Annotated in this window: 20 protein-coding genes; 11 read left to right on the top strand and 9 right to left on the bottom strand. The window is 68.8% G+C overall.

All coding sequences use genetic code 11. The features are described 5' to 3' along the window. Positions 1-20 precede the first annotated feature (20 nt). Positions 21-2522 (bottom strand): tetratricopeptide repeat protein, encoded by a 2502-nt coding sequence (locus ACFCV3_RS12880; protein ID WP_376029577.1) that lies wholly within the window; start codon positions 2520-2522, stop codon positions 21-23. Positions 2523-2743: 221 nt separating this feature from the next. On the opposite strand from ACFCV3_RS12880, the gene ACFCV3_RS12875 reads away from it, so the two are divergent. Together ACFCV3_RS12875 and ACFCV3_RS12870 are read left to right on the top strand one after the other, a co-directional pair. After that, entirely contained in the window at positions 2744-3268 is a 525-nt protein-coding gene (locus ACFCV3_RS12875) for an EF-hand domain-containing protein (RefSeq protein WP_376029576.1), read from the top strand. Positions 3269-3348: 80 nt separating this feature from the next. Further along, entirely contained in the window at positions 3349-4197 is an 849-nt protein-coding gene (locus ACFCV3_RS12870; protein ID WP_376029574.1) for a hypothetical protein, read from the top strand. Positions 4198-4246: 49 nt separating this feature from the next. Here the strand turns inward: ACFCV3_RS12870 and ACFCV3_RS12865 are convergent, their stop codons facing one another. Beyond that, entirely contained in the window at positions 4247-6334 is a 2088-nt protein-coding gene (locus ACFCV3_RS12865; protein ID WP_376029571.1) for a peptidoglycan DD-metalloendopeptidase family protein, read from the bottom strand. 171 nt (positions 6335-6505) lie between these two features. Between ACFCV3_RS12865 and ACFCV3_RS12860 the strand changes: the two genes are divergently transcribed. After that, on the top strand, positions 6506-7330 hold the full coding sequence (locus tag ACFCV3_RS12860) for an amino acid-binding protein (RefSeq protein ID WP_376029569.1): 825 nt from the start codon (positions 6506-6508) through the stop codon (positions 7328-7330). Between the two features lie 8 nt (positions 7331-7338). Here ACFCV3_RS12860 and ACFCV3_RS12855 read toward each other — a convergent pair whose 3' ends face one another. Both ACFCV3_RS12855 and ACFCV3_RS12850 read right to left on the bottom strand, forming a co-directional pair. Next, a complete protein-coding gene (locus tag ACFCV3_RS12855) occupies positions 7339-8328 on the bottom strand; it encodes a YihY/virulence factor BrkB family protein (protein WP_376029568.1) in 990 nt (329 codons plus the stop codon). Between the two features lie 52 nt (positions 8329-8380). Then, positions 8381-9073 carry a GntR family transcriptional regulator gene (locus ACFCV3_RS12850; protein ID WP_376029565.1) on the bottom strand — a complete coding sequence of 231 codons (693 nt, stop codon included), beginning with the start codon at positions 9071-9073 and terminating at the stop codon, positions 8381-8383. Between the two features lie 184 nt (positions 9074-9257). Here ACFCV3_RS12850 and ACFCV3_RS12845 point away from each other — a divergent pair, with 184 nt between their 5' ends. After that, positions 9258-11048, top strand: coding sequence for an alpha-L-fucosidase (locus ACFCV3_RS12845; RefSeq protein ID WP_376029563.1), 1791 nt, complete (start codon positions 9258-9260; stop codon positions 11046-11048). Between the two features lie 30 nt (positions 11049-11078). Here ACFCV3_RS12845 and ACFCV3_RS12840 read toward each other — a convergent pair whose 3' ends face one another. Both ACFCV3_RS12840 and ACFCV3_RS12835 read right to left on the bottom strand, forming a co-directional pair. Next, complete coding sequence (locus ACFCV3_RS12840) at positions 11079-11636, bottom strand: sigma-70 family RNA polymerase sigma factor (protein ID WP_376029561.1); 558 nt, start codon at positions 11634-11636, stop codon at positions 11079-11081. A gap of 68 nt (positions 11637-11704) precedes the next feature. Continuing rightward, positions 11705-12250: a hypothetical protein gene (locus tag ACFCV3_RS12835; RefSeq protein ID WP_376029559.1), complete on the bottom strand. Its 546-nt coding sequence runs from the start codon at positions 12248-12250 to the stop codon at positions 11705-11707. Between the two features lie 103 nt (positions 12251-12353). Between ACFCV3_RS12835 and ACFCV3_RS12830 the strand changes: the two genes are divergently transcribed. Both ACFCV3_RS12830 and ACFCV3_RS12825 read left to right on the top strand, forming a co-directional pair. Then, entirely contained in the window at positions 12354-13769 is a 1416-nt protein-coding gene (locus ACFCV3_RS12830; RefSeq protein WP_376029557.1) for a PepSY-associated TM helix domain-containing protein, read from the top strand. A gap of 12 nt (positions 13770-13781) precedes the next feature. After that, positions 13782-15152, top strand: coding sequence for a sulfatase (locus ACFCV3_RS12825; RefSeq protein ID WP_376029555.1), 1371 nt, complete (start codon positions 13782-13784; stop codon positions 15150-15152). 6 nt (positions 15153-15158) lie between these two features. On the opposite strand, the gene ACFCV3_RS12820 is transcribed toward ACFCV3_RS12825, so the two are convergent. Together ACFCV3_RS12820 and ACFCV3_RS12815 are read right to left on the bottom strand one after the other, a co-directional pair. Continuing rightward, entirely contained in the window at positions 15159-15758 is a 600-nt protein-coding gene (locus ACFCV3_RS12820) for a hypothetical protein (protein WP_376029552.1), read from the bottom strand. Between the two features lie 52 nt (positions 15759-15810). Next, positions 15811-16383, bottom strand: coding sequence for an RNA polymerase sigma factor (locus ACFCV3_RS12815; RefSeq protein ID WP_376029550.1), 573 nt, complete (start codon positions 16381-16383; stop codon positions 15811-15813). Positions 16384-16405: 22 nt separating this feature from the next. Here ACFCV3_RS12815 and ACFCV3_RS12810 point away from each other — a divergent pair, with 22 nt between their 5' ends. Beyond that, entirely contained in the window at positions 16406-17755 is a 1350-nt protein-coding gene (locus tag ACFCV3_RS12810) for a serine/threonine-protein kinase (RefSeq protein WP_376029548.1), read from the top strand. Here ACFCV3_RS12810 and ACFCV3_RS12805 read toward each other — a convergent pair. Next, positions 17737-18897 carry a hypothetical protein gene (locus ACFCV3_RS12805; RefSeq protein ID WP_376029545.1) on the bottom strand — a complete coding sequence of 387 codons (1161 nt, stop codon included), beginning with the start codon at positions 18895-18897 and terminating at the stop codon, positions 17737-17739. The genes ACFCV3_RS12810 and ACFCV3_RS12805 overlap by 19 nt on opposite strands. Positions 18898-19006: 109 nt before the next feature. Between ACFCV3_RS12805 and ACFCV3_RS12800 the strand changes: the two genes are divergently transcribed. From ACFCV3_RS12800 to ACFCV3_RS12785, 4 genes are all read left to right on the top strand, one after another. Next, positions 19007-20434, top strand: a complete 1428-nt coding sequence (locus ACFCV3_RS12800) for an alpha-amylase family protein (RefSeq protein ID WP_376029543.1) — start codon at positions 19007-19009, stop codon at positions 20432-20434. Positions 20435-20459: 25 nt separating this feature from the next. Continuing rightward, positions 20460-21638 (top strand): serine/threonine-protein kinase, encoded by a 1179-nt coding sequence (locus tag ACFCV3_RS12795; RefSeq protein ID WP_376029540.1) that lies wholly within the window; start codon positions 20460-20462, stop codon positions 21636-21638. Positions 21639-21752: 114 nt separating this feature from the next. Further along, on the top strand, positions 21753-22721 hold the full coding sequence (locus ACFCV3_RS12790) for a penicillin-insensitive murein endopeptidase (protein WP_376029538.1): 969 nt from the start codon (positions 21753-21755) through the stop codon (positions 22719-22721). 11 nt (positions 22722-22732) lie between these two features. After that, positions 22733-23665, top strand: coding sequence for a peptidoglycan-binding protein (locus tag ACFCV3_RS12785; protein WP_376029535.1), 933 nt, complete (start codon positions 22733-22735; stop codon positions 23663-23665). Position 23666: the final 1 nt, after the last annotated feature.

Genomic DNA, 23666 nt, shown 5'->3' with positions numbered 1-23666 from the left:
CGGTTTCCGATCAAACTCGGTCAGGCCGACAGGGCGGCCAGTTGGGTCGCCACCGCATTGGCTTCTGGGGTCTGCAGGCGGTCGAAGATGGTCAGCGCCTGCCGGAGCTGGGCCTGCGCGTTCGACGGGTCGCCGAGCAGGACGAGGGCCCGGGCACAGCCTTGGTGACTGCGGGCCTGTTCGTACGGGTCGCCGACCTCGGTCGAGATCGCCAGCGCGGCCCGGTGCCGCTCCAGTGCGGTCGCGGGCGATCCCGCCGTACAGGCAACCGTGCCGGACTCGTTGAGGGCGAGCGCCTCGGCGTCGCGGTTGGCGACCTCGCCGGCGATCTTCAGGGCGAGCTCCAGCCGGGCGCGGGCAGCGTCCAGGGCGCCGAGTGCGCAGAGGGCTCGGCCGAGGGTGATGAGCGCGTAGGCCTCGCCGGTCCGGTTCGCGGTCTCGCGGGCGATGCTGATCGCCGCCTCCGCATCGGCGCGGGCCTGGTCGTACCGGCCGAGGCTCAGATTGACGCCGGCCCGGCTGTTCAGAGCGCGGCCCTCGGTCACCCGGTCACCGGTCTCGTGCAACATCGAGAGGCATTCCTGAACTCGTTCGTACGCCTCGTCGTACCGGCCGAGCCGTTCGGCCAGGTGGACGACGTTGTGCAGGGCGTGCGCGGTGCCCAGGTGCGAGCCGATCGTGGCCGCGATCTCGATCGACTGCAGGTAGTTCCCGTACGCCTCGCTGTACGCGCCGACGCGTTCGAGGACCAGACCGAGGTTGATCAGGGCGCGGATGTGTTCGCGGTGATCGCCGCTCGTGGACGCGATCGCGAGCGACTCGCCGTACACCTCGCGGGCCGCCTCGAACCGGCCGAGCCGCCAGTGGACGACGCCGAGGCTGCTCAGCGCCCGGCCACGCTTGGACCCCGAGGTTGCCCGCGCGGCGGCCGCGTGCAGCACCTCGCCGTCGGAGTAGTGGCCGGCGTCATCGAGGTAGCGGTAGAGGATCGAAGACAGATCTGCCGTGTGATCGGCCAGATTCTGCTCGGCCGCGCGGAGCGCGCAGGCGACCAGATTGACCCGCTCGGCCTCGAGCCAGGCCAGCGCCGCGTCCCGGTCCGCCGGCGGCTCGGCGGAGGATGTCTCGGGTGGACGCCACTTGGCTTCGTACGGCGCGTACACCGACATCGCGAGTGCGGCCATCGACCGGTAGTGGTCGGCCAGCCGGATGAACGCGGCCCGGCGAGCGCTTGCCGGATCCTCGTCGCTCCCGCGTCGAGCGGCGTACACGCGGACCAGATCGTGCATCTCGAACCGGCCGGGGGAGCGCTGCTGCAACAGGCTCCCGGCCAGCAGATCGCTCAGCAGGACGGCCGTCTCGGCCTCGTCCGCACCGGCAAGAACAGCCGCCGCCGACGTGTCGAAGTCGGCGCCCGGGTGCAGCGCGAGCATGCGCAGCAGGGTGCGATGGGCATCCGGGAGGCTGCTGTCCGACTGGGCGAGCGCGATCTCGACGGCGTCGTCCAGGCACAACGTCCGACCGCGCTCGACCAGCCGCTCCAGATGATCGGACAGACTCCAGGCGGGCGTCGCGTCGATCCGGCCGGCCACCAGAGCCAGCGCGAGTGGAAGCTGACCGACCTGTACGGCGATGCGCCCAGCCGTGGCCGGATCCGCGCTGACCCGTGCCGACCCGATCGATCTCCGCAGCAGCTCGTCGGACTCGGCCGGAGTGAACGGGCCGAGGTGCAATCGCTCCGCCCCAGGTAGGTCGAGGTGCCGACGGCTCGTGACCAGCACCAGGCTGCCGGGGACACCGGGCAGGAGCGGTACGACCTGCTCAGCCGATCCGGCGTTGTCGAGCAGGATCACCGACCGCTTACCAGCGAGCGCCTGGGCGAGCTTCGCCGTACGGGCGCTCTGTGGGGCGCCGCGCACGCCGAGCACGCGGAGAAAGGCATCGAGTACGGCGCCTGGTTCGGCCGGCTGCCGTGGGTCGAAACCGCGCAGGTTGACCGCGAGGACCTGGTCGACGCCGTCCAGCTGGTGCGCGAGGTGCACGATCAACCGGGTCTTGCCGACACCGGCCATCCCGTCGACCGCGACCACAACCGGACCGGACCGCCCGTGCAGCACCGGCCGAAGCTTGGCCATGGCCTTGGCCCGTCCGATGAAGACGTCGAGGTCGTCCGGGAGCCTGTCGGTCACGTTCACCACGGCGGCATCGGACGCAGCTCCACACGCCAGTTGGTAGGCCTGCCGCCAAGCGAGGACGACGCACTCGTCCGCGTCCCCGGTCAACGCCCGTACGACGTCGACCACCAGCTCGACGTCCAGCCGGATCCGCCCGGGCTGCAGACACCGGTAGACGGTGTCGTACGCCGGTACCTCGGCCACGCCCCGCGCCGTACGGCTCCGGACGATCCGCCGGTGCAGCTCCCGGTAGGACACCCCGGACCAGACCCGCAGCTCCTGTAGCCGCGCCCCGAACTCGGTCAGCTCCGTGACCCCGTCCGGCGCCGGCTGTGCAGTTCCAGACATCCCGCGTGCCTCCCGTGGTTCCCCCGACCCCTGCTCGCCGAGCGAGGTTAACGCCTGACCGGGCCCAGCGCGACCGTTGGAAGGGCTTTCCGCCGGACGGGATTGCGGTACCGGCCGGTCTCGCTGACCGCATTGCGTCGGGGTGGCTGGTTACCCGCTGTGGCGGCCGGGTAGGAGCGGCGTACCGAAGTGGGCGTTTGAAACGGTAGGGGGCGGGGCGGATGGCGAGTGAGTTCCAGCGGCGCAAGGTGGCCGGTGTCTTCGAGGCAATGGATGCCGACGGCAACGGCTATCTCGACGAGTCCGATTTCGAGGCGCTCACCGAGCGCTGGGTGGGCCTCCGCAGCACCACGGCCGACCACGAGCGGCTGCGGACCATCATGATGGGCTGGTGGTCCGCGATCTCCACCCTGTCCGGCGCCGAGAACTCCGACCGGGTCTCCCTCGACGAGCTGATGAACGTCGTCGACCAGCTGCCCGGGATGGCGGACGCGGTCCACGCCACCGCCGACGCGATGTTCGACGCAATCGACGAGAACGGCGACGACCGGATCGCCCTGACCGAACACAAACAGGTGGTCTACGCCTGGAAGGGTTCCGGCGACGACATCGAAGAGGTCTTCCCCCAACTCGACATCAACGGCGACGGCCACCTCTCCCGTGCCGAGTTCCGCGACCTGTGGACCGGCTTCTGGAGCGGCGACGACCCCGACTCCCCGTCCCAGTGGGTCTTCGGCCCGTACTAGCGATCGGCAGCGCGGCGTACAGACATCGGACCGTGGTGCGATCACCATGGAGGGAGGGGAACTGATCGAGGAGGACGGCCATGACGGACAGGCGACTTGGGATGGCGCTCGCGACCGTGACGATGATCCTGCTGACCGGCTGTTCGGACGATCAGGGCGCCCCCGACCCAACTCCCAGCGGCAGCGCGCCGCAGCCGAGCTCCACACCCCAGCCGAGCGCGACTCCGACGGCCGTCCCCAGCACGCCGCCGGTCCCGACCACTCCGCCGGGTACGTCGACCACTCCCACCGCCCCGCCCACCACCTCGGCGCCGGGGCGACGGATGTTCCGCTATCCGGCGGCCTGGCCGTTCACCTCCGAGGCGCGTGCCGCGGACTGGCAGCGGTCGTACCGCAGCGGCGGTCATCAGCCCTGGCACCTGGACGCGGCCGAGACCGCCTTGGCATTCACCCAGAGTTTCCTGGGCTTCAAGGACATCAAGCTGATCACCTCCCGCAGCATCCAGGGCGATGAGGCCCACATCGGCGTCGGCTACCAGATCGACACCGGCCGCAAGTTCACCGCTGCCGTGGTCCACCTGGCGCGCATCGGCCAAGGCAAAGACGCCCCGTGGCAAGTCGTCGGCACCCGGGACACCGACCTCTCCCTGACCTCTCCCCGGTACGGCGCCACCGTCGGCTCACCGCTCACCGCGGGCGGCCGCATCACCGGCGTGGACGAGGCCATCCGCATCGAGGTTCGCCAGGCCTCCACCAGCGCGCCCCTCGGCACCCTGTGCTGCGTACCCGCAGGCGGCGAACGCACCCCCTGGGCCGGCCGCGTCACCTACCGCGGAGCCACCGACCCGGTCCTCCTGGTCGTCGCCTCAGCCGGCGGCCACAACGCCCACATCGAACGCTTCGCGATCACTGCGGTACGCCGCTCGTAACGCGAACCAGCCCGGTACGGCGATCGCCGTACCGGGCCGTGGTGGTGCTTCAGCAGGCGGTGGCTGTGTAGGTTTCGCCGCGGAAGAGGGCGTTGCCGGGGATACCGCAGATGACGGGGTTGCGGTTGAGGCCCGCCATGAAGCCGGCCGAGTTGATCGGGCTGGCGAGGTTGTAGGGGACCGACACCTCGAAGTGGAGGTGGTCGCCGCCGGCCTTGCCGACGTCGCCTTCGAGGCCGAGGACGGTGCCGGCGGCAACGAAGTCACCGACCTGGTGGCCGCGGCTGGTGACGGAGTTGGTCCGGACGTGGCTGTACTTGCTCCACTCGCCGTCCGGGTGCTCGAGCCAGACGTAGTTGTTGTCCTCGGTGGGTTCGGCGTTGGTGTCCACGATGTACTTGATGACGCCGCCGCGGGCGGCCACGATCTCGTAGTCGGGGCCGGCGTCGACACCGGACATGTCGATCCGTCCGAGCGGGCTGTGCGCCAGTACGTCGTTCGTCACCTTGACCTTGGTCCCGGACGCGAAGCCGAGGCGGTACTCGCCGATCGACATCGCGGGACCGCCGAACCGGTCGTTAGCCTGCGCGACTCCCTTGACGTCCGGGCTCTCCTGCGTCCAGATCTGGTCGTTCGTGGTGGAGAGGAAGCCGGAGGTGCCGTAGAGGACGTTGACCGCGCCGCCACTCGACTGATTGCCGACGGCCTCGCCGGGAGCGCCGGCTGCGAGATCGACACGGCCGTTGCCGTCGAAGTCACCGGCCGCCAAGGCATAGCCGAGGTAGTCGCCCGGTTCGGACGCGCCTTCCATGCTGTTCACGCCTTGGCTGAGGTGCTGGACGACATTCGGGGACAGGCCTTCGCCGCCGCCGTACAGGACAGCCAGTCGGCCGGCCGCGACATTGCCGTTCACGATGGTGCCGGGGGCACCGATGGCGAGGTCGGCACCGGCCTGGCCGTTGAAGTTGCCGGCGGCAAGCGCCGTACCGAACTGGTCGCCGGAGGACGCCGTACCACCGGAGAGCAGCCCGGCCCGGGTGAAGATCTGACTCCAGTTCGCCTGCAGGCCGTTCGCCGTACCGTACGTGACGTTGACGGCTCCGGCGTCGCGGGTGTCGCCGTCGTTCTCGCCTGGTACGCCGACGGCCAGATCGTCGCGGCCGTCGTTGTTGAAGTCGCCCGCCGCCACGGACTGGCCGTAGAGATCGTTCTGCTCCCACTGGCCGGGGACACCTTCGGTCGACTGGTTGAGGACGTGGTTGCCGGTTGCGGTGAGTCCCGTGGTCGATCCGTAGATCACGTTGACCGTGCCCGCGGCAGCCTGGTCGGCGATCGCCTCACCGGGAGCGCCGACGACGAGGTCGGAGCGGCCGTCGTTGTTGAAGTCGCCGGTCGCGAGCGCTGTACCGAAGCTGTCGCCGCCTTCGACGTCACCGGCGATGCCGGGGGAGCCCTGGTGCCAGTTCTGGCTACCGGTCGTCGAGAGGCCGAGGCGGCCGCCGTACAGGACGATCACGTTGCCGGCCTGGTTGGAGCCGCTGTGGTTCTCCTTGGGTGCGCCGATGGCCAGATCGTCGCGGCCGTCGTTGTTGAAGTCGCCCGCGGCGACCGCCGTACCGAACTCGTCGGTCCGCTCGGCGGCGGCGTCGGGCATCCCGGCGGAGGACTGCGTGAAGAGCTGGTTGCCGGTGGTGGCGAGCCCGGCCGCGGATCCGTAGAAGATGTTGACCGAACCGGCGTCGTACACGTCGCCCGTCGCGACCTCCACGCTCTCGTGCGGTGAACCGACGGCGAGGTCGGCGAATCCGTCGTTGTCGAAGTCGCCGCAGGCGGTGGCATGACCGAAGGCGTCACCGCGCTCGGCCACGCCGTCGATGCCGGGGGTGTCCTGGTTGATCAGCACGTTGCCGGTCGTCGACACGCCCGCGGCGGATCCGTACAGCACGTTGACCGAACCGGCGCTGTCGAGGCTGCCGACGCTCTCGCCGGGTGCGCCGATGGCGAGGTCATCGCGGCCGTCATTGTTGAAGTCGCAGGCCGGACCGGCGATCGCGTTCGCCGAGGCAAGCTGTGGGTGGGCCAGTACGGCGGCGGTGACGAAGACCGCGGCGGCTAGTCCGGCCGTTGATTTTCTCATCTCAAGTCCTTCGGAAGTGGGCGGTACTCTCACCCACGACTCTGCTGGAGACGCACCCCCCAGGGCATGAGGGACAACCCCTCATTCACCGTCCTGGGGGTGCCCCTCTCATGGCGGTGAGTTTCATCTGACGGCAACAGCGGGGCAATAAGCGGACGCCATTCTGGCCGCATGGACTCGTTGCGTACGGCGCTCGTCGGCGGGGAAGCGTGTGAGGTCTGCGGCCGCCTCCCGCACCCGCGGCGGCTGCGATTGACGGTGGCCAAGCTCCTGGCCGTGTTCCCGGTCGAGCTCGCACTGCACGCAGTCGTGCTGGCGATCCACCCGCCGTACGTCGTCGCTGTCGCACTGCTCGTGGTCACGACAACCGTGCTGGTGATCTGGGTGGTCGAGCCGTCCGCGATGCGTTTCCTGCGGACCTGGCTGCACGCACCGCAGGCGCGACCGGGGACCGGCATCGACGCGTTGTGGCGCATTCGCGTCACGCTGCCAGACAGCGTCGGCTCCCTCGAGCGCCTCGCTCACGGGCTGGCCACGGTAGACGCGAACATCCTCGGCCTGCACGTCCACACCATCGAGGACGGCGTCCGCGACGAGCTGGTCGTGTCCGCCCCCGAAGCGATCCGCTCCGGTGCACTGTCAGCTGTCGTCGAGGCTGCGGGCGGAGGCGACGTCCAGGTCTGGCCGACGACAGCCCTAGCCCTGATCGACGGTCAAACCAAGGCCCTGAGCCTGGCCGCCCGCGTAGTCAGCGACCCAACCGAGCTGCCACACGCAGTAGCAGAACTCCTCGGCGCCCAACTGGTCACCGACCGAGCACACCTGGCCGGCCCACTCCCCACCGACGGAACCATCCTGAAGATCCCCTCTCCCTGGGCCGGCTTCTTCGCCTTCACCCGCCCCACAGAACCCTTCACCCCCGCCGAATCCGCCCGAGCCCACCGCCTGGCCCAACTCGCCGAACTCACCCGCGGACATCCCTGTGACGCCCACTGACGCATTGCTCAGTCGGGGGTGGGTTTGTGGGGTTTGAAGGTGACGTCGATGGTTTCGGCGGCTTTGTGGCGTTGGGCTTGGGCGTACATGGCGTAGGCGCGGTGGTCGGCTGGGGTCAGGTTGGTGGCTGAGTCGGTGAAGAGGGCCAGGAGGGAGCGAGGGTAGAGCTGGTGGGCGATGACCGAGTTGAGTTCGGCGCCGATCACCGCGATCACCGAGGCGGCGTAGATGAGTCCGATCAGGCCCAGGGTCAGGGCGAAGATGCCGTTGACCTCGCTTGCCTTGGCCAGTACGTCGTTGACGTAGATGCCGCCTAGGCGTTCCAGCAGGTGCCATCCGAGGGCGGTGAAGAGTGCGCCGGGGAGGATTTGCCGGAAGGGTGGGCGAGGTCGTCGGCCGGGGCGCAGGCACAGGGTCAGCATTGCGGTGAGCACCAGGATCGAGCCGATTGAGACGAGCCAGCTCAGGTCGGCGGCGACTGCGCCGGCTAGGGAGGCTTGGCTGCCGGCGAGGACTGTCAGGGTGGCGAAGCTGAGGACCGTGAGACCGGCCAGCGACAGCAGTGCCCCGGAGCGCAGCCGGCCGCGGAAAGGGTTGGGGCGGACGTTGCGGGGGACGCCCCAGGTGACGTTGACCGCGTTCTGGACTGCTTGGCCGAGCCCGATGATGCCGTACAGGGCGGTGATCGTGCCGACGATGACGGCCGCCGTACTGCCTTGCAGGCCCTGTGGTGTTGCCAGCTGGGTCCCGACGATCGGGAACTCCTTCAGTGCGGACTGCAGCACGGCGCGCTGGAGATCTTCGTCGCCCTGGAGCACGAACCCGAGCACCGACGAGGAGATCAGCAGCAGCGGGAAGATCGCCGCGAAGGCGTAGTAGGTGATGATCACCGCCAGGTAGCTGCCCTGGTCGTCGAAGAACTTGTACACCACGGCGAGCGGGAACCCGAGCCGCCGGCGCCGCCGCTGCGCAGCATCCAGCCGCTCCAAGGTACTCACGCCTCAACCGTACGATCCCCACCCTGGATCACCTCAACGGCACCCCGGGGCGTCAGACGTCGTCGTAGGCGGCGAGCAGCCGGATCCGGGAGTTCTCGAGGTGGGTCCGCATGGCCTGTTCGGCGCCGGCCGGGTCGCGGCGGTGGATCATGTCCCGGATCGTCTGGTGCTCGGTGGTGGTGACCTCGGCGATGCCGTGCCGGAAGTACAGCCGGTACGAGTGGGTGTGCGCGCGCAGCCGGTCGAGCGTTTCGGCGATCAGTGGATTGCCGCCGGCCTGAGCGATCGTGCCGTGCAACTTCGCATCCTCTTCCGCGAACTCGCGATACGCCTGATAGCCGTCACCCGGTACGGCGGGAGCCATCGCGTGGACGGCGTCGTCGATGTCCTGCCGGTGGTGATCGGTCGCGGCGGTTGCGGCGCGCGCGGCGGCCGTGGGTTCGAGCAGCAGGCGGAGGTCGTAGAGGTCGAGGAGCGCGTCGCGGCCGAGCAGGGGAGCGACGTGGTAACCCGCGTTCGGTCGGCGGACCACCAGACCCTCGGCCTCGCAGCGGAAGAGTGCCTCCCGCACGGGTGTCTGGGAGACCTGCAGGTCACGGGCCAGACCGTCGATCGACAGCCGGGTGCCGGGCTCGAGGTCGTTGTCCATCAAGAGGCGTTTCAGCGACTCGTACACGCTCTCGCGCAGCATCAGCCGCGGGGCGGGCTGCAACTTGGGCGTCTGCTGTGGAGCTGCTCCGCGCACGAGGTCTCCTCCGGTCCCGGCCATTGACACCGGCCTGGTTCACTCCTAACTTCCAATATCGTATCCGATTTGTCGTGCCCCTGTCCCGCCCGACCGAAAGGCCACGCCGATGTCTGATTCCGCCGATGGTTTACGCCGCCGCTCGATCCTTCTGGGCGCACCAGCACTAGGAGTTGCCGCCACGATGTTCGGTTCGACCACCGCAGAGGCGCACGCCGAGCCGGCACCATCGGCTGGGCGCCGGGTGGATGCCCAGGAGGCCTTGGCGAAGCTGCGGTTCGGGTTGTTCGTCCATTTCGGGCCGGCCAGCCTGACGCAGGTCGAGACCGGGTGGGGGCGGAAGGCTTATCGGCCCGGGCGGCCGGACGACGGAGCGCCGTACAACGATCCGTCGGTGAAGACCGATCCCGTGTACGACGCGGCGTACAAATCGTTCTTGCCGGCCACGGGGTGGGCCGAGGGGCTGGCCGATGTCGCGGTGTCGGCGGGGATGAAGTACCTGGTGCTGACGAGTAAGCACCATGACGGCTTCCCGATGTTCCGGGCGCGGAACTTCGCCGAGTCGTTCTACCCGGACTTCGCGAACACGCCGCTGGGGAAGTCGGGTCGCGATCTGGTCAAGGAGGTGGCGATCGCCTGCCGGTCGCGGCGGATCGAGTTCGGGCTGTACTACTCCGGCTGGGACTGGACCCATCCGAAAGTTGTCGCAGGCAACTATGGCGACTACTACGGCTACATGATGGACCACCTCGACCAGTTGCTGCGGAACTACGGTGACATCTCCTTCCTCTGGTACGACGGCATCATGCCGGCCGAGTTGAGCGTGTATCGGCCGCCGACGTTCCACTCCGTACCGCGAACTCTCCAGCCCGGACTGCTGATCAACAACCGCGGCTACGCACTCAACTGGGCGGACGCGCCGGCCACGTTGAACGGCGACTACACGACTCCCGAACAGCGGATCGGCTCGTTCGATGTGGCGCGCGCGTGGGAGTCGTGCATCACGATCGGGAACCAGTGGTCGTGGCGGGAGGACGACGTACTGAAGTCCCCGGCGACGATCATCAAGACACTGGTCTCGACGGCGACCGGCGACGGGAACCTGCTCTTCAACGTCGGCCCCAAGCCGACCGGCGAGGTGGACAAACCACAACGCGACCGGCTGGCGGAGGTCGGTCGCTGGACGAAGTCCTACGGTGGCGCGATCTACGGCACCCGCGGCGGCCCGATTCCGCCGAGCGGTTTCGCAGCAACGACGTTCCGCGACCGCACGATGAACCTGTTCCTGTTCTCGCGGTCCACCGACCAGCAGGTGACCGTCCCGAACCTGAACAACACCTTGCGTGCCGCGAAGACCTCCAAGGGCAAGTCCATCCCGTTCACGGTCAGGGCCGACGGCCGCGTCGTACTCAACCTGACCGGTGTCGACACCGCCGCGGGCCCGGTCGAGCTCGTTCACCTGACGTACGCCGATCCGCTGTCGCACGAGTACGTGACCTCCGAGACGATCACCAAGCCCACCCGCCCCGGCAACCTGGCCCTGCGGAAGCCGGCCACCCAGATCTCCACGGACTACGGCGGCGACGCGGCCCGCGCGGTCGACGGCAACACCGACGGCGAGTACGGCAACAACTCGGTCACCCACACCGCCGTCGACGCCAAGGAAGCCTGGTGGCAGGTGGACCTCGGTGCCTCCGCACCCATCGGCGATGTCGAGGTCTACAACCGCACCGGCGGTTTCGAGTACCGCCTCACCAACTTCTGGGTCATCATCTCCGACAACCCCATCACCGCCCCCGACCTGGCCGGCGCCCGCGCCACCTCCGGCGCGACCGCCCAACGTCACCCCGGCGAAGGCGGCACCCCCACCACCCTCAACTTCGCCGGCGCCTCCGGCCGCTACGTCCGCGTCCAGCTCGAAAACCAGAGCGGTCCGCTCTCCCTGGCCGAAGTCAGCATCTACAAACAGGCCTGACGCCCTTCTGGACGCCAGGCCTGGAGGTGGTCAGGCGGCGGTGACCAGGTTGGCGAGGGTGGTTCGGGCGCGGGCGACTCGGGAGCGGATGGTGCCGGTGGGGCAGCCGAGGTGGGTGGCTGCTTCGGCGTACGGGAGGCCGGCCAGTTGGGTGAGGACGAAGACCTCGCGGCGGTCGGTGGGGAGTTTGTCGAGAAGGTCCGTGAGGGCGATGCCGTCGTCGAAGCCGGGGAGGTTGCGTGGCTGGGCTTGTTCGGCGGCCAGTTGCCAGTCGTGGTCGGAGATTCGGGGCCGGGAGGCCTGGTGGCGGAGGTGGTCGGCGACGGTACGGCGGGCGATCGACAGCAGCCACGTTCGTGCGGACGAGCGGGCCTCGAAGCGGTGCAGGCTCTTGAGGGCCCGCAGGAACGTCTCCTGGGTGAGGTCGTCGGCTGCTTGCGGGTCGGCGCTCAGGTAGCTGACATAGCGCCGTACGTCGAGGTGCAGTGCGCGGATGAAGTTGTCCAGGGCAACGAGATCGCCGGCGCGGGCGGCGAGCGCGAGGCGGGTGGTGGTTTCGTCGGGCGGTTGGTGCAAGGCGGAAGTCATCACGGGAATCCTTCGGTGGTCCAGGCAAGCGGAAAGCCCCTGCCGGTGCGGCAGGGGTGGGTCGGCCGTCAGTTGACGGGGACTCCGCGTGGTGGACCTCGCGAGATGATGGCGTGCACAAGCAGAAAGAGCCGCAGCGGCCTGGGGGAGTAGTGCGGCCGGACCCGCGGGTGGTGCGGAGTGAATCCTGGGTGGGCGATCAGTCGCAGTGAGACCAGTAGCCGAGTCGCGACCGCCTGCAGGACAATGAAGGCGGCCCGCTCGCCGTAGGCCAGCCAGAGACCACTCAACAGCGCGGCCAGCAGGTGGACCGCGAGCATCCCGTACGACGACGTCCCGGTCATGTGGTGACCCATGGGATGGGCCTGGGCGGTCGAGAAGACCGTGTGCAGCATCGCCTGGACCATCACCGTGGAGACGAGCACGAACGGGATACCACGTTCGCAGTCGGTGACGAACCAGGCGGCCACGCCCACCACGACGAGGGCCAGGGCAATCGCCCAGCCCGGAATCGGCGTACCGGACATCAGCACGTGGCCGAGTACCGCGAGCAGCACACAGGTGGCCGCGAACATCGCGGCCCGCGCTGCTCGGAATCCCCAGGCCTGTCGCATGGCCGCACCATGGTCGCACGAAATTCCACCTGTGCCCCAGGTCACAGGAACTGAACGCACCCGCCATCCGACTACTCCCGAGAACTGCGAGCGAGGAGTGGACGTGGGTGAAGTGGCGACGGCCCCGGTGCCGGTCGAGGCGGAGAAGGCCGGGCCGCGGGAGAAGGGATCGGGCTTGTTCCGGGCCTTCTGGCGGTGGCATTTCTACGCGAGCTTCCTGGTCATCCCGGTGCTGCTGATCCTGGCGGTCACCGGGCTGATCTACCTGTTCCGGTTCCAGATCGAGCCGGTACTGCACGCCGACCTGATGAAGGTCCAGCAGCCACCCGGCCTGGTCGCGCAGCCGTACTCCTCCCAGCTCGAGGAGGTTCGGCAGGCGTTCCCGGATGCGACCGTGGTCTCGATGACCGAGCCGTCCGCACCGAACCGTTCGACCGTCTTCTCCGTCGACACGGCGGCCGGACCGCGGGATGTCTTCGTCGACCCGTACGAAGGCAAGGTGCTGGGCGCGCTGAACCCGGACACCACGCTGTCGGGTGGCGCGATCCTGTTGCACGGTGAGCTGATGGCCGGCCGGTGGGGCGACTACGTGATCGAGATCGCCGCCTGCTGGGCGATCGTGATGGCGATGACGGGCTACTACCTGTTCTTCCGCGGCCGCGTCGCTCGGGCACGACGACGAGCAGCCGGTGCGGCGGGCGCCGTACTGCGGTCCCGGCACGGCCGCACCGGCTCGGTTCTCGGCATCGGACTGCTGTTCCTGATCGTGTCGGGGCTGCCGTGGACCGGAGTCTGGGGCGAACAGACCCAGAAACTCGCGACCCAGGGCGGTACGTCGTTCTGGGCCGAGGACCACGGTGCGTTGTCGAATCCGACCTCGACCATGGACGAATCCCTTCCGCACAGCCACTCGGTGCCCTGGGGGGTGGGGAAGTCCGGCGTACCGCGTTCGGATCCGGCGGACAAGCGCCGATCGGTGGCGACCGTGGACACCGCGATCGCGGTCGGTGAGCGCAACGGGTTGCGCCGCCCGATGACGGTCGCGCTGCCCGCCGACGAGGAGGGCGTCTACTCGGCGATCGGGTACGCGTTCAACGACCCGGCCAAGGAACGCAGTCTCCATGTCGACCAGTACGGCGGTCGCGTCGTGTCGACGTATGGGTACGGCGACTATCCGGCCCTGGCGAAAGTGGTTGCCCAGGGCATCGCTCTGCACGAGGGCCGGCGGTTCGGCACACTGAACCTGTGGGTCACCACGGCGTTCTGCCTCGGCGTCGTCTTCATGTGTGTCACCGGGCCGCTGATGTGGTGGCGCCGCCGTCCGAAGGGCAACGCGCTCGGCGCGCCCCGCGGCCGCCTCCCGCTCCGGGCGACGCCCGCCTTGGCGGTCCTGGTCGTCGCGCTCGCGCTCTTCCTCCCTCTGTTCGGCATCACGCTCGCCGTGGTTCTCTTGCTCGACCAACTCGTTCTCCGCCGCGTGGCCGGGCTCCGGGCCTGGTTCAGCGTGGTGCGAACCTGAGAGGACCGGCCGTTGCCGAAACCCAACATCCTGCTCATCGTCTCCGACGACCACGGGTACGCCGACCGCACCGCGCTCGGAGTCCACGCCGACGTCCGCACCCCGGCACTCGACCGGCTGGCGGCCGAGGGGGTCAGCTGCACGGACGCCTATGTGACCGCGCCGATCTGCAGCCCGTCCCGGGCCGCGATCATCTCGGGTCAGTACCAGCAGCGTTGGGGAGCCGAGTGGTTCGGATCGTCGTCGTTCCCGCCGGACGACGTACCGTCGCTCGCGGAGCGGCTGCAGGACCAGGGCTACCGCACCGGCTACTTCGGCAAGGTGCACTACGGCGGTGAGCAGGTCGGCGACCGCGCCTGCCCGCCGCATCACGGCTTCGAGACGACGCTCTACGGTCTCGCCGGTCAGTCCTTCGGCCGGTTGAACTACCTGCACCACTCACAGGAGGCACAGGCCGAGTACGGCGATCCGGCGGCGGTCCACATGGCCGTCCAGCCGTTGTTGTCGGGGGACGATCCGGTCGAGCACGAAGGTTTCCTGACCACCGAGATCGGCCGCCGGGCCGGTGAGTTCATCAGCGACCCGAACGAGGACCGGCCGTACTTCTGCATGGTCGCGTTCAACGCCGTCCACAACTTCTGCTGGCAGTTGCCGGACGAGGAACTCGAGGCCCGCAACCTGCCGAAGTTCAGCGACTGGACGCCCGGCACCGGCCTGGCCTTCGGCGACTGGTACGACGACGTCATCGTGCCGAACCTTCCGCACGGCCGCGAGTACTACCTGGCCCAGCTCGAACTCATGGACGCCGAGATCGGCAAGCTACTCGCCAGCATCGACAGCACCGGCGCGGCCGAGGACACGATCGTCGTCTACGTCACCGACAACGGCGGTTCGACCTGCAACTTCGGCGACAACACGCCCCTGCGCGGCACGAAGTACACGCTGTGGGAAGGCGGGATCCGGATCCCCATGCTGTGGCGGTGGCCCGGCGTACTCCCCGCCGCACGTTCCTGCGACGGCCTACTCAGCACACTCGACCTGGTACCAACACTCACAGCCGCCGCCGGCGCCGCCCCCGGCACGACCGACGGCATCGACGCGTTGCCCATCCTGCAAGGGATCAAGCCGGACCAGCGCACCCTGCACTGGGACTGCGGCTTCCAGTGGGCCGTCCGCGACGCCGACTGGAAGCTCAGCTGGGTCGGCGACACCGAAGACAGCCGGCACCTGCAAACCTACGAGCACGCACCGATGGGCAACGGCCTGTTCCTCGCCAACCTCACCGACGACATCGCCGAACAACACAACCTGATCGACAGCGAACCGGAGCTCGCAGCCCGGCTCACGCAACTCCATCAGGAGTGGCGAGCCGAGCTTCACTGACCAGGATCAGTCGCAGGTGTCGCAGATGCCGCTGGCGGGGGTCTGCAGGTTGCACTTCGGGCAGGCCTTGATCGGGCGCTCGGCGATCGCGGCCTTGCGGGCGCGGGCACGAGCGGCACCGAGCTTGGCCGGGATCATCGCGCTGCCGCCGTCGGACGGCAGGTTGCCGGCCTCAAAGTAGCGGTAGGCGGCGAGGCGCTCGTGGGAGGCGTGCGCGTCGGGATCGGCGGGAGTCTCACCGGTGGCGGCGCCGACGATCGCGGCGTACCCCTCGAAGACGCTCTCGTCCGGGTTGACGCACAGCGCCGGCAGCATCGGCTCACCGCGGCGCAGGTTCTCGGCGTAGACCTCGGCGAGGGTGCCGCCGATCCACAGCTTGGGGAGCTGCTTGGTCCGGATACCGGTCTGCTCCTGGACGCCGACGGCGAGGTCCTTGAGCTGCACCAGCGACTGGTACTTCTTGGCCGCGACGAGCAGCAGCTCGCGCGCAGCACCGGCCCACTCGATCCGCGCAGCGGCCACTCCGATATCGGACACCTCACGCCAAGCGCGCTCTTCTACTTCCGGCAGATCTTGGTCTGATGTGGCGACATCGTAGATAGACACGTTCGAAACCCTACGGGCCCGCGGCCGATCGGCGAAACCGTCAGGTGTGAGATCACTCCTGACGGGGGAGTAATTGTGCCTTAAGCGAGACCCTGGCCCGGCTGATCCGGGACTTCACGGTCCCGACCGGGATCCCGACCTGGTCGGCGATCTCGTCGTAACTGAGCTCGTAGATGTCTCGAAGGACCACCGAAGTGACAGTCTCGGGCAGTTCGGTCTCGAGCTGTTCGAGCGCGTCGAGCAGATCCAGCCGGGTGCCGGCAACCACACTGGTTGTCCGCGGGTCGGGACGGTCGTATCTCGCCGGCCGGTCATCGTCCTGCCAGGCGGCCGTGTTCTCGACCGCGCGCCGCTTCAGCCGGCGGTAGGTCTCGCGGGCCGCGTTCGACGCGACCACATGCACCCAGGTGCTGAACCGGCTCCGCCCCGAGAAGGTGCCGACCTTGGTGGCGATCGCCAGCAGCGCGTCCTGGCAGGCGTCCTCGGCGTCGGCGCGATGCGGCAGGACGCGCTGGCAGATCCGCATCACCTGCGGCTGCACCTGCCGGATCAGTTCGTCCAGCAACGCGGGGTCCTGGGCAGCGCGCCGGGCCAGGTCGTCGAGCGCGTCCGCGTCGTCAGACATGCTCGTGACGATAATGGGCGCCATGGTTCAGCCCTCTCATTTTGGCCGGTACGCCGTGATCCGGCGATTGGGCAGTGGTGGTTTCGCGGCGGTCTGGCTGGCTCGGGACGAGGACCTCGACGCGGAAGTCGCGGTCAAGGTGCTGGCCGAGCACTGGGTCGACGATCTCGACGTACGGCGGCGCTTCGTCGAGGAGGGGCGGTTCCTGCGGAAGGTCGAGTCGCCGTACGTCGTCGGCGTCCACGACACCGGGACCACCGATGACGGCCGCCCGTTCCTGGTCCTCACCTATGCCGACCGCGGCACGCTGGCGGATCGCATCAAGGAGGGCCCGCTGCCGCTGGCCGGCACGCTGGAAGTGATCGAGAACGTCAGCGCCGGCTTGCAGGAGCTGCACGACCGCGGTGTTCTGCACCGCGACGTCAAGCCGGAGAACGTGCTCTTCCGCAGTACGCCGGCCGGTGAGCGGGCCATGCTCGGCGATCTCGGTCTGGGCAAGTCGCTCGACAAGGTGTCGCGGGTGACGATGCCCGGCGGTACCCCGGCTTATGTCGCACCCGAGCAGGTGCGCGGCGACGTACTCGATCCGCGCGCCGACCTGTATGCGCTGGCCGCGGTCACGTACGCCGCGCTGGCCGGGCAACCGCCGTACGGCGCGACCACGCTGGCCGCCGTACTGGCGGTCGATGGTCCGCCGCCGCCGTTGGAGACCGTCCCCGCCGCGGTGGACGAGGTGATCCGGCGTGGGCTGAACAAGGACAGGGAGCAGCGCTGGCCCGATGTCCGCTCGTTCGCCGAAGCCCTGCGGACAGCCGCCGAGCTGCCGGAGGCCGCTCGCCGGTTCTCGATCAATCCCTGGGTGGCGGCGACCGTCGCGGCCGCGCTGCTGGGCAGCGCCGGCGGCTACCTGGGCTGGCAGTACGGCGTTCAGCGGCAGTGGGTACGAGTCGTGGATCAAAAGAACGTCCTGTCTGTCGAGCTTCCTCGGGAGTGGGCCGCCAACCGGAGCGGCAGCGGCTGGCAGCCGCAGGGTGCGACCGGCCGGCTGCCCGGCCTCTTGGTGAGCGCCGACAACAGCGCCTGGAGCGGGCCTGGTGCGAAGACCCCCGGTGTCTTCGCCGGTGTGCTGCCCGGTGATCAGGTTCCGTCGGCCGCCGCACTTCCGACTCCGGTGGGTTGCGCGGCCGCACTGGATCGCAACGAGAACGCGGACACGGCGACCGCGAAGTACGCCGAGTGCCCGGCCGGAATGACGACGTACGAGCGGGTGAAGAAGATCAACGGCTCGCTGATCCGGATCCAGGTCCGGGCCGAGGACGCTGCCCAGGCTGAGCAGGTCCTCGACTCGGTGGACTACCTACCGATGAAGTAGGGCCGGTTGTCGGTGTCGCCGGTGCCCTTCTTCAAGGGGGCGGCGAGCTCGCAGGTCCCGGTCTTCGGCGTGCAGCGGGCGATCGCGGTCTTGCCACCCTGCTCGGCCAGCACCAGCACGTGATCGGTGTCCTCCATGACCGTGGAGATGATCGCGACCTTGGAGCCGCCCGACCACTCGCGGATGGCCCGGCCGGTCCGCATGTCCACAGCAGCGAACAGACCGTCACCGTACCCGTCGCGGTACGCCGGTCCGCCGAGCGCGAAGCTGCTGCCGCCGAGCATCTCGTCGATCGCGTACTCACACGTGCCCCAGCGCTTGGCGGCTGCCGCGATGTCGACCAGCGTGGTGCAGCTTCCGTCATCGGTCGTCGACACGACCGATGCACCGAACTGCAGATCCGACGACACCGCGGACGGCATCGGTACGGCGTTGATCGGCTTCGGCGCGTCCTCGCCGGCGATCCACTTGTAGAGCGTCTCCTTCGCGCCCTTGAACGCGCTGAAGTAGACCTCGCTGCCCTGGACGGCGTGCACGATCGGCCCGTGCTCGCCCGTGCGCTGCAGCGAGTACTCCTCACCGCTGGGGTTGTCGCGCCAGACCAGCGTGAACCGCGGCAGCTCCGCGCCGTCCGCGGTGGTCGGCTGGACGCCGTACGCGCTGGTTGCCTGATCGGCCGCGGAGCGCACGGTCGAGACATCGGTGACGGAATCACCGCGAGTGCCATCGCTCCAGGTGGTGAGGACGTTCTTGCCGTCGTCCTTCGGCCGGTGCAGGATCAGCGCGCTGTTGGACCCCGTCCGGGCGACCTCCCAGACCTGACCGTCGGACGCGGGCAGCGTGAGCTTGTTCCCGCCGACGTGCATGGTGCGACTGTCGCCGTACGACGTCTTCGGTGCTGCACCCTGCTTGAGCTTGGTCAGGTCGAGTGTCAGCTTCACCGCACCGCTTGGTGCAGACTCGCTCGGTGTGGTGGACGGCGTCGTCGACGCCGTCTTCGTGACGCTGTCGATGGGCTTGGCGCCGTCGTTGCTCGCGGCGGCCAGCGTGGGGGTCTGCTGAGCGGCAACCAGCGCGCCCGCGACCACTGCGGCGATGGAGACCCCCGTCACCAGGCCTGCCAGCTTGATGCTGCGATTCATGATCATGCCCTCCGGAATTCGTCCTCAGTGTGTCGTACTGGAGGGCTTTGATGGCCGGGCGACACGTTCGGTTCACGACAGGCGGGGAATTCGCTGCGAGACTGATTCGATGATCCGTCAGGCACTCGTCGTACTGCTCGTCGCCAGCGGTTTGTCAGTAGCTGCGCCCGCGTCGGCCGCACCGGCCGGGCCGCGGGACGTGATCGTCCAGTTGTTCGAGTGGAACTGGAAGTCGGTCGGTCGCGAGTGCGGTGCGTTCCTCGGCCCGCGAGGGTACGGCGCAGTGCAGGTGTCGCCGCCGCAGGAGCATGTCGTGCTGCCGGGGCAGGGGTATCCGTGGTGGCAGGACTACCAACCGGTTAGTTACAAGCTGGACAGCACGCGCCGGGGGACCCGTGCGGACTTCGTGGCGATGGTGAACAGCTGTCACGCGGCCGGTGTGAAGGTGTACGTCGACGCGGTCATCAACCACATGACCGGCGGGTCGGCGGGCGGCACCGGGAGCGCGGGATCGCCGTACACGCACTATGACTACCCGGGGCTGTTCCAGACGCAGGACTTCCATCACTGCGGGCGCAACGGGAACGACGACATCGTCAACTACGGCGACCGCTACGAGGTGCAGAACTGCGAGCTCGTCGACCTCGCGGACCTCGCCACCGGTTCGGACTACGTGCGCGGCCGGATCGCGGCGTACCTGAACGACCTGCTCTCGATCGGGGTCGACGGGTTCCGGCTGGACGCTTCCAAGCACATGCCGGCCGCGGACATCGCCGCGATCAAGGCGCGGCTGTCGCGACCGGCGTACCTGTACCAAGAGGTGATCTACGGCGCGGGGGAGCCGATCACGCCGGACGAGTATGTCGGGAACGGCGACGTACTGGAGTTCCGCTACGGCAAGGACCTGGCGAAGATCTTCAACACCGAGCGGCTCGCGTACCTGAAGACCTTCGGATCACCGCTGGCGTCCGACCGGGCTGTGGTGTTCACCGACAACCATGACACCCAGCGTGGCAGCGACGTGCTGACCTTCCGCGACAACGGCCGGTATGCGATGGCGAATGCCTTCATGCTCGCGTGGACCTACGGGACGCCGAAGGTCATGTCGAGCTACGAATACAGCTCACACGACCAGGGACCGCCGGCTGCGAGCGACGGTCGCACGACCGACACCACCTGCTTCACCAACCGCTGGCGCTGCGAGCACGAGTGGCGCGTGATCGCCAATATGGTTGCCTTCCACAACATCACCCGCGGCACCGCGGTCACCGAGTGGTGGGACAACGGCAACGACGCGATCGCCTTCGGCCGCGGCGACAAGGGCTACCTCGTCCTGAACGACGAAGGCTCGGCGCTGACCGGCCGCAGCTTCCACACCAATCTCGCACCGGGCCGCTACTGTGATGTCTTCCATGGCGACTTCACCTCTGGCAACTGCAGCGGCCCGATCTACACCGTCGACGCCGGAGGCTGGTTCCGCGCCGACATCGCCGCCCAGGACGGACTGGCCCTGCACGCGGCGGCCAAGGTGAGTTGACCGCCGAGATGGATACGGTGCCGTAGTGAAACGCGCAGGTGAGGTCGTCGGGGGCCGGTACCGGATCGTCGCGGCGATCGGTCGCGGCGGGATGGGCGACGTCTACCGCGCTGTCGACGAGGTCCTGCAGCGCGAGGTCGCGTTGAAGCTGGTGCGGCCGGAGCCGCGGACACTGATGGATGCCGAGCGCTTCCGGCGCGAGGCCCGCGCGATCGCGCAGATCTGCGACCCCCAGGTGGTCGCGGCCTACGACTTCGGCGACGAAGGCAACTGCTGGTACCTGGCCATGGAGCTGAGCACCGGCTGCTCGGTAGGGGAGGAGCTCCGCGAGAGCGGGCCCTTCGAGCCGGGCCGCGCCCTGTACGTCGTACGCCAGGCCGCGGCCGGATTGGCGGCGGCCCATCGGCAGGGCGTCGTACATCGCGATATCAAGCCGGACAACCTGTTGCTGGGTGACGACGGTTCGGTCAAGGTGGCCGATTTCGGCATTGCCCGCTTCCTGAGCGAAGCGACCACGACGATGACGTCGAGCGGCGAGATCGTCGGCACCAGCTACTACCTCTCACCCGAAGCCGCCCGCGGCCGGGCGGTCGGTCCGCCTTCCGACATCTACGCCCTCGGCTGCGTCCTGTACCAGCTGGTCACCGGTCAGCCGCCGTTCATGGCCGACGAACCGGCCGCGATCATGTACCAGCACGTCGAGTGCGAACCGGCAGCGCCGACCGAGCATCGCCCGGAGCTGACGGCCGACCTCGAAGCCCTCATCTTCTGGATGCTCGCCAAGGACCCCGCCCAGCGCCCGACCGCCGACCAGGTCGCCGCCGGTGCCAAGCCGCCGGTCCGCCACCGGGCCGACCCGAACGCCGTCCCGACCAAGATCCAGCCCAGGCGCAGATCCACCCCGAAGGTCCTGCTTCCAGCCGGCCTCGCCGTGCTCGTCCTCACCGCCTCGGTAGGCGCCGGCCTCGCCCTCCGCGGCGCTGTCACCCCGGCCCCGGCCAACCTGTCCCCGCAGCAGACCCCCACAGTCGCGCCGCCCAGCACCACCCGGCCCCCGACAACTACAGCGATACCGGTCCGGACGAAAGCGGTCGCCCCGCGGACCACCGCGAGCGTGACCAAGCCCGCCAAACAGGCCGAACCCAGCGCGGACAACTCCAAGAAGCCGAAGAAACCGAAGAAGACGAAGCAGCCCAAGCCCTGAGTCCAGCAGCTCCATCGCAGGGGAGGGTTTCGGCGGTCGGCGAATCCCTTGGCGGGGAGCAGGGCCTGGTCGCCACGCTGAGCCGGTCAGATCCGGCTCACGCGAAGGAACACCATGTCGAGACGAAGCGTGCTATCGCTCGTGCTGGTCCTCTTCTGGCTGGCGGCGACCAGCCTCACCGCCCACGCCTTCCCGCAGGCCGCGTGGCCGACGCAGAGCAAGGGCAGCCGCGGCGCGGACGTGGAGGCGATCCAGCAACTCCTCGTGCACGCCGGCCAGTCGGTCGCCGTCGATGGCGACTTCGGCTCCGGGACGGACGCGGCAGTTCGCGCCTTCCAGACCGCGCGAGGGCTCGGAGCCGATGGACGGGTCGGCCCGAACACGTGGGCCGCGCTGGCCATCACGGTTCGGCAGGGAGACAACAACCACGCCGTCCGCGCGTTGCAGCGTCAGCTCAACGTGAAGCGGGGGCTGGGGCTCAGCGTCGACGGTTCCTTCGGTCCCGCAACCCACACTGCAGTAGTCGACTTCCAGCGGCACGCTGGGATCGAGGCCAACGGTGAGGTCGGCCCGATCACCTGGCGGAACCTGATCTGGCACTTCCAGCTCGTTGATCGTCCTGATGTGGCCGCGGTCTGCACCAAGGCGTCCGACGTGAACGGGGACAGCGCGCATTGGGGTACGGCGGCAGCCGTCGGGCAGCTGACGGTCGCTGCCGAGCGCGTCAGCTCGAGCGGCTACGGACCGGTCGCCGTACGAGACCTGAGCTTCGAGCACGGCGGCAACATCCCCGACCACAGCAGCCACGAGGTCGGCCTCGACGCCGACATCCAGCTGATGCGCAACGACCGCGCCCAGTGCACCGGGATCAGCCGGATCAGCAGGTTCGACGCGCAGTACAGCCGTACGGCGACGCGGCAACTGGTCCAGGCGATCCGGGCCACCGGCCGGGTGAAGGTCATCTTCTTCAACGATCCCGTCCTGATCGGCGAAGGGCTGGTCCAGTCGCACGACAACCACGACGACCACCTGCATGTCCGCTACTGCGAATCCGTGCACACGAACTCCAACTACTCCTGCTGAAGGGACCTCCAGTGACCAGACGCACCACACTGCTCGGCCTGATCACGGCCGTGCTCACTGTTGCCGCCGGCCTCGTGCTGCCTGCTACCTCCGCTGCCGCTCTGCCGGCTTGGCCCAACCTCGTCAAAGGCCAGTGGGGCCCGATCGTGACGACGGCGCAGTACCTGCTTCGGCACCACGGCCACGACATCAGCGCGGACGCGGACTTCGGCGGCGGGACCGAGGCCGCGGCGAAGGCCTTTCAGTCGGCCAACGGCTTGGGGTCCGACGGCCAGATCGGTTCGAACACTTGGGGCAAGCTGATTGTCACCGTGCAACGCGGTTCGAACGGCGAGGCGGTCAAAGCGCTGCAGGTCGAACTCAACCGGTACGGGCACGGCCTGACGGTCGACGGTGACTTCGGCGGCAACACCGACACCGCCGTACGGGCGTTCCAGACCTCACGCGGCCTCGACGCGAACGGTCAGGTCGGACCGCTCACCTGGCAGACCCTGGTCGGCGACTTCCCGGGATACCCGCCCGGCTTCAGCTTGCCGCTCGACCGGGGCGCGCTGCCGCGGACCGAGTACGACGATCCGCACCACACCTACCCGGCCACTGATTTGCCGGTGCGGTCCGTCCCGGCTTACGCGGTCGTGGCCGGCACTGCGAGCCGGATCGACGAGCCTTCCGGTTGCGGGTACGGCGTGAACATCGACGTCGGTAGCGTTCGCTACACGTACTGCCACTTCTCGGCGATCTCGATCAGCAACGGGCAACAGGTCAGCGCCGGCCAGCGCATCGGGACGACGGGCAACACCGGCAACTCGACCGGGCCTCACCTGCACGTCCACATCAAAGTGAGCGGTGTCCGGCGGTGCCCGCAGAAGTTCATGATCGCCCTGTACGACGGTGCCGTCCCGCCGCCGGTGTCGAGCCTGCCCACGACCGGTTGCTTCTACTGAC

This window comes from Kribbella sp. NPDC056345 (genome assembly GCF_042262745.1).
GTDB lineage: Bacteria > Actinomycetota > Actinomycetes > Propionibacteriales > Kribbellaceae > Kribbella.
Note: the sequence above shows the minus strand (reverse complement) of the source record. Positions and strands in the feature narration are given on the sequence as shown.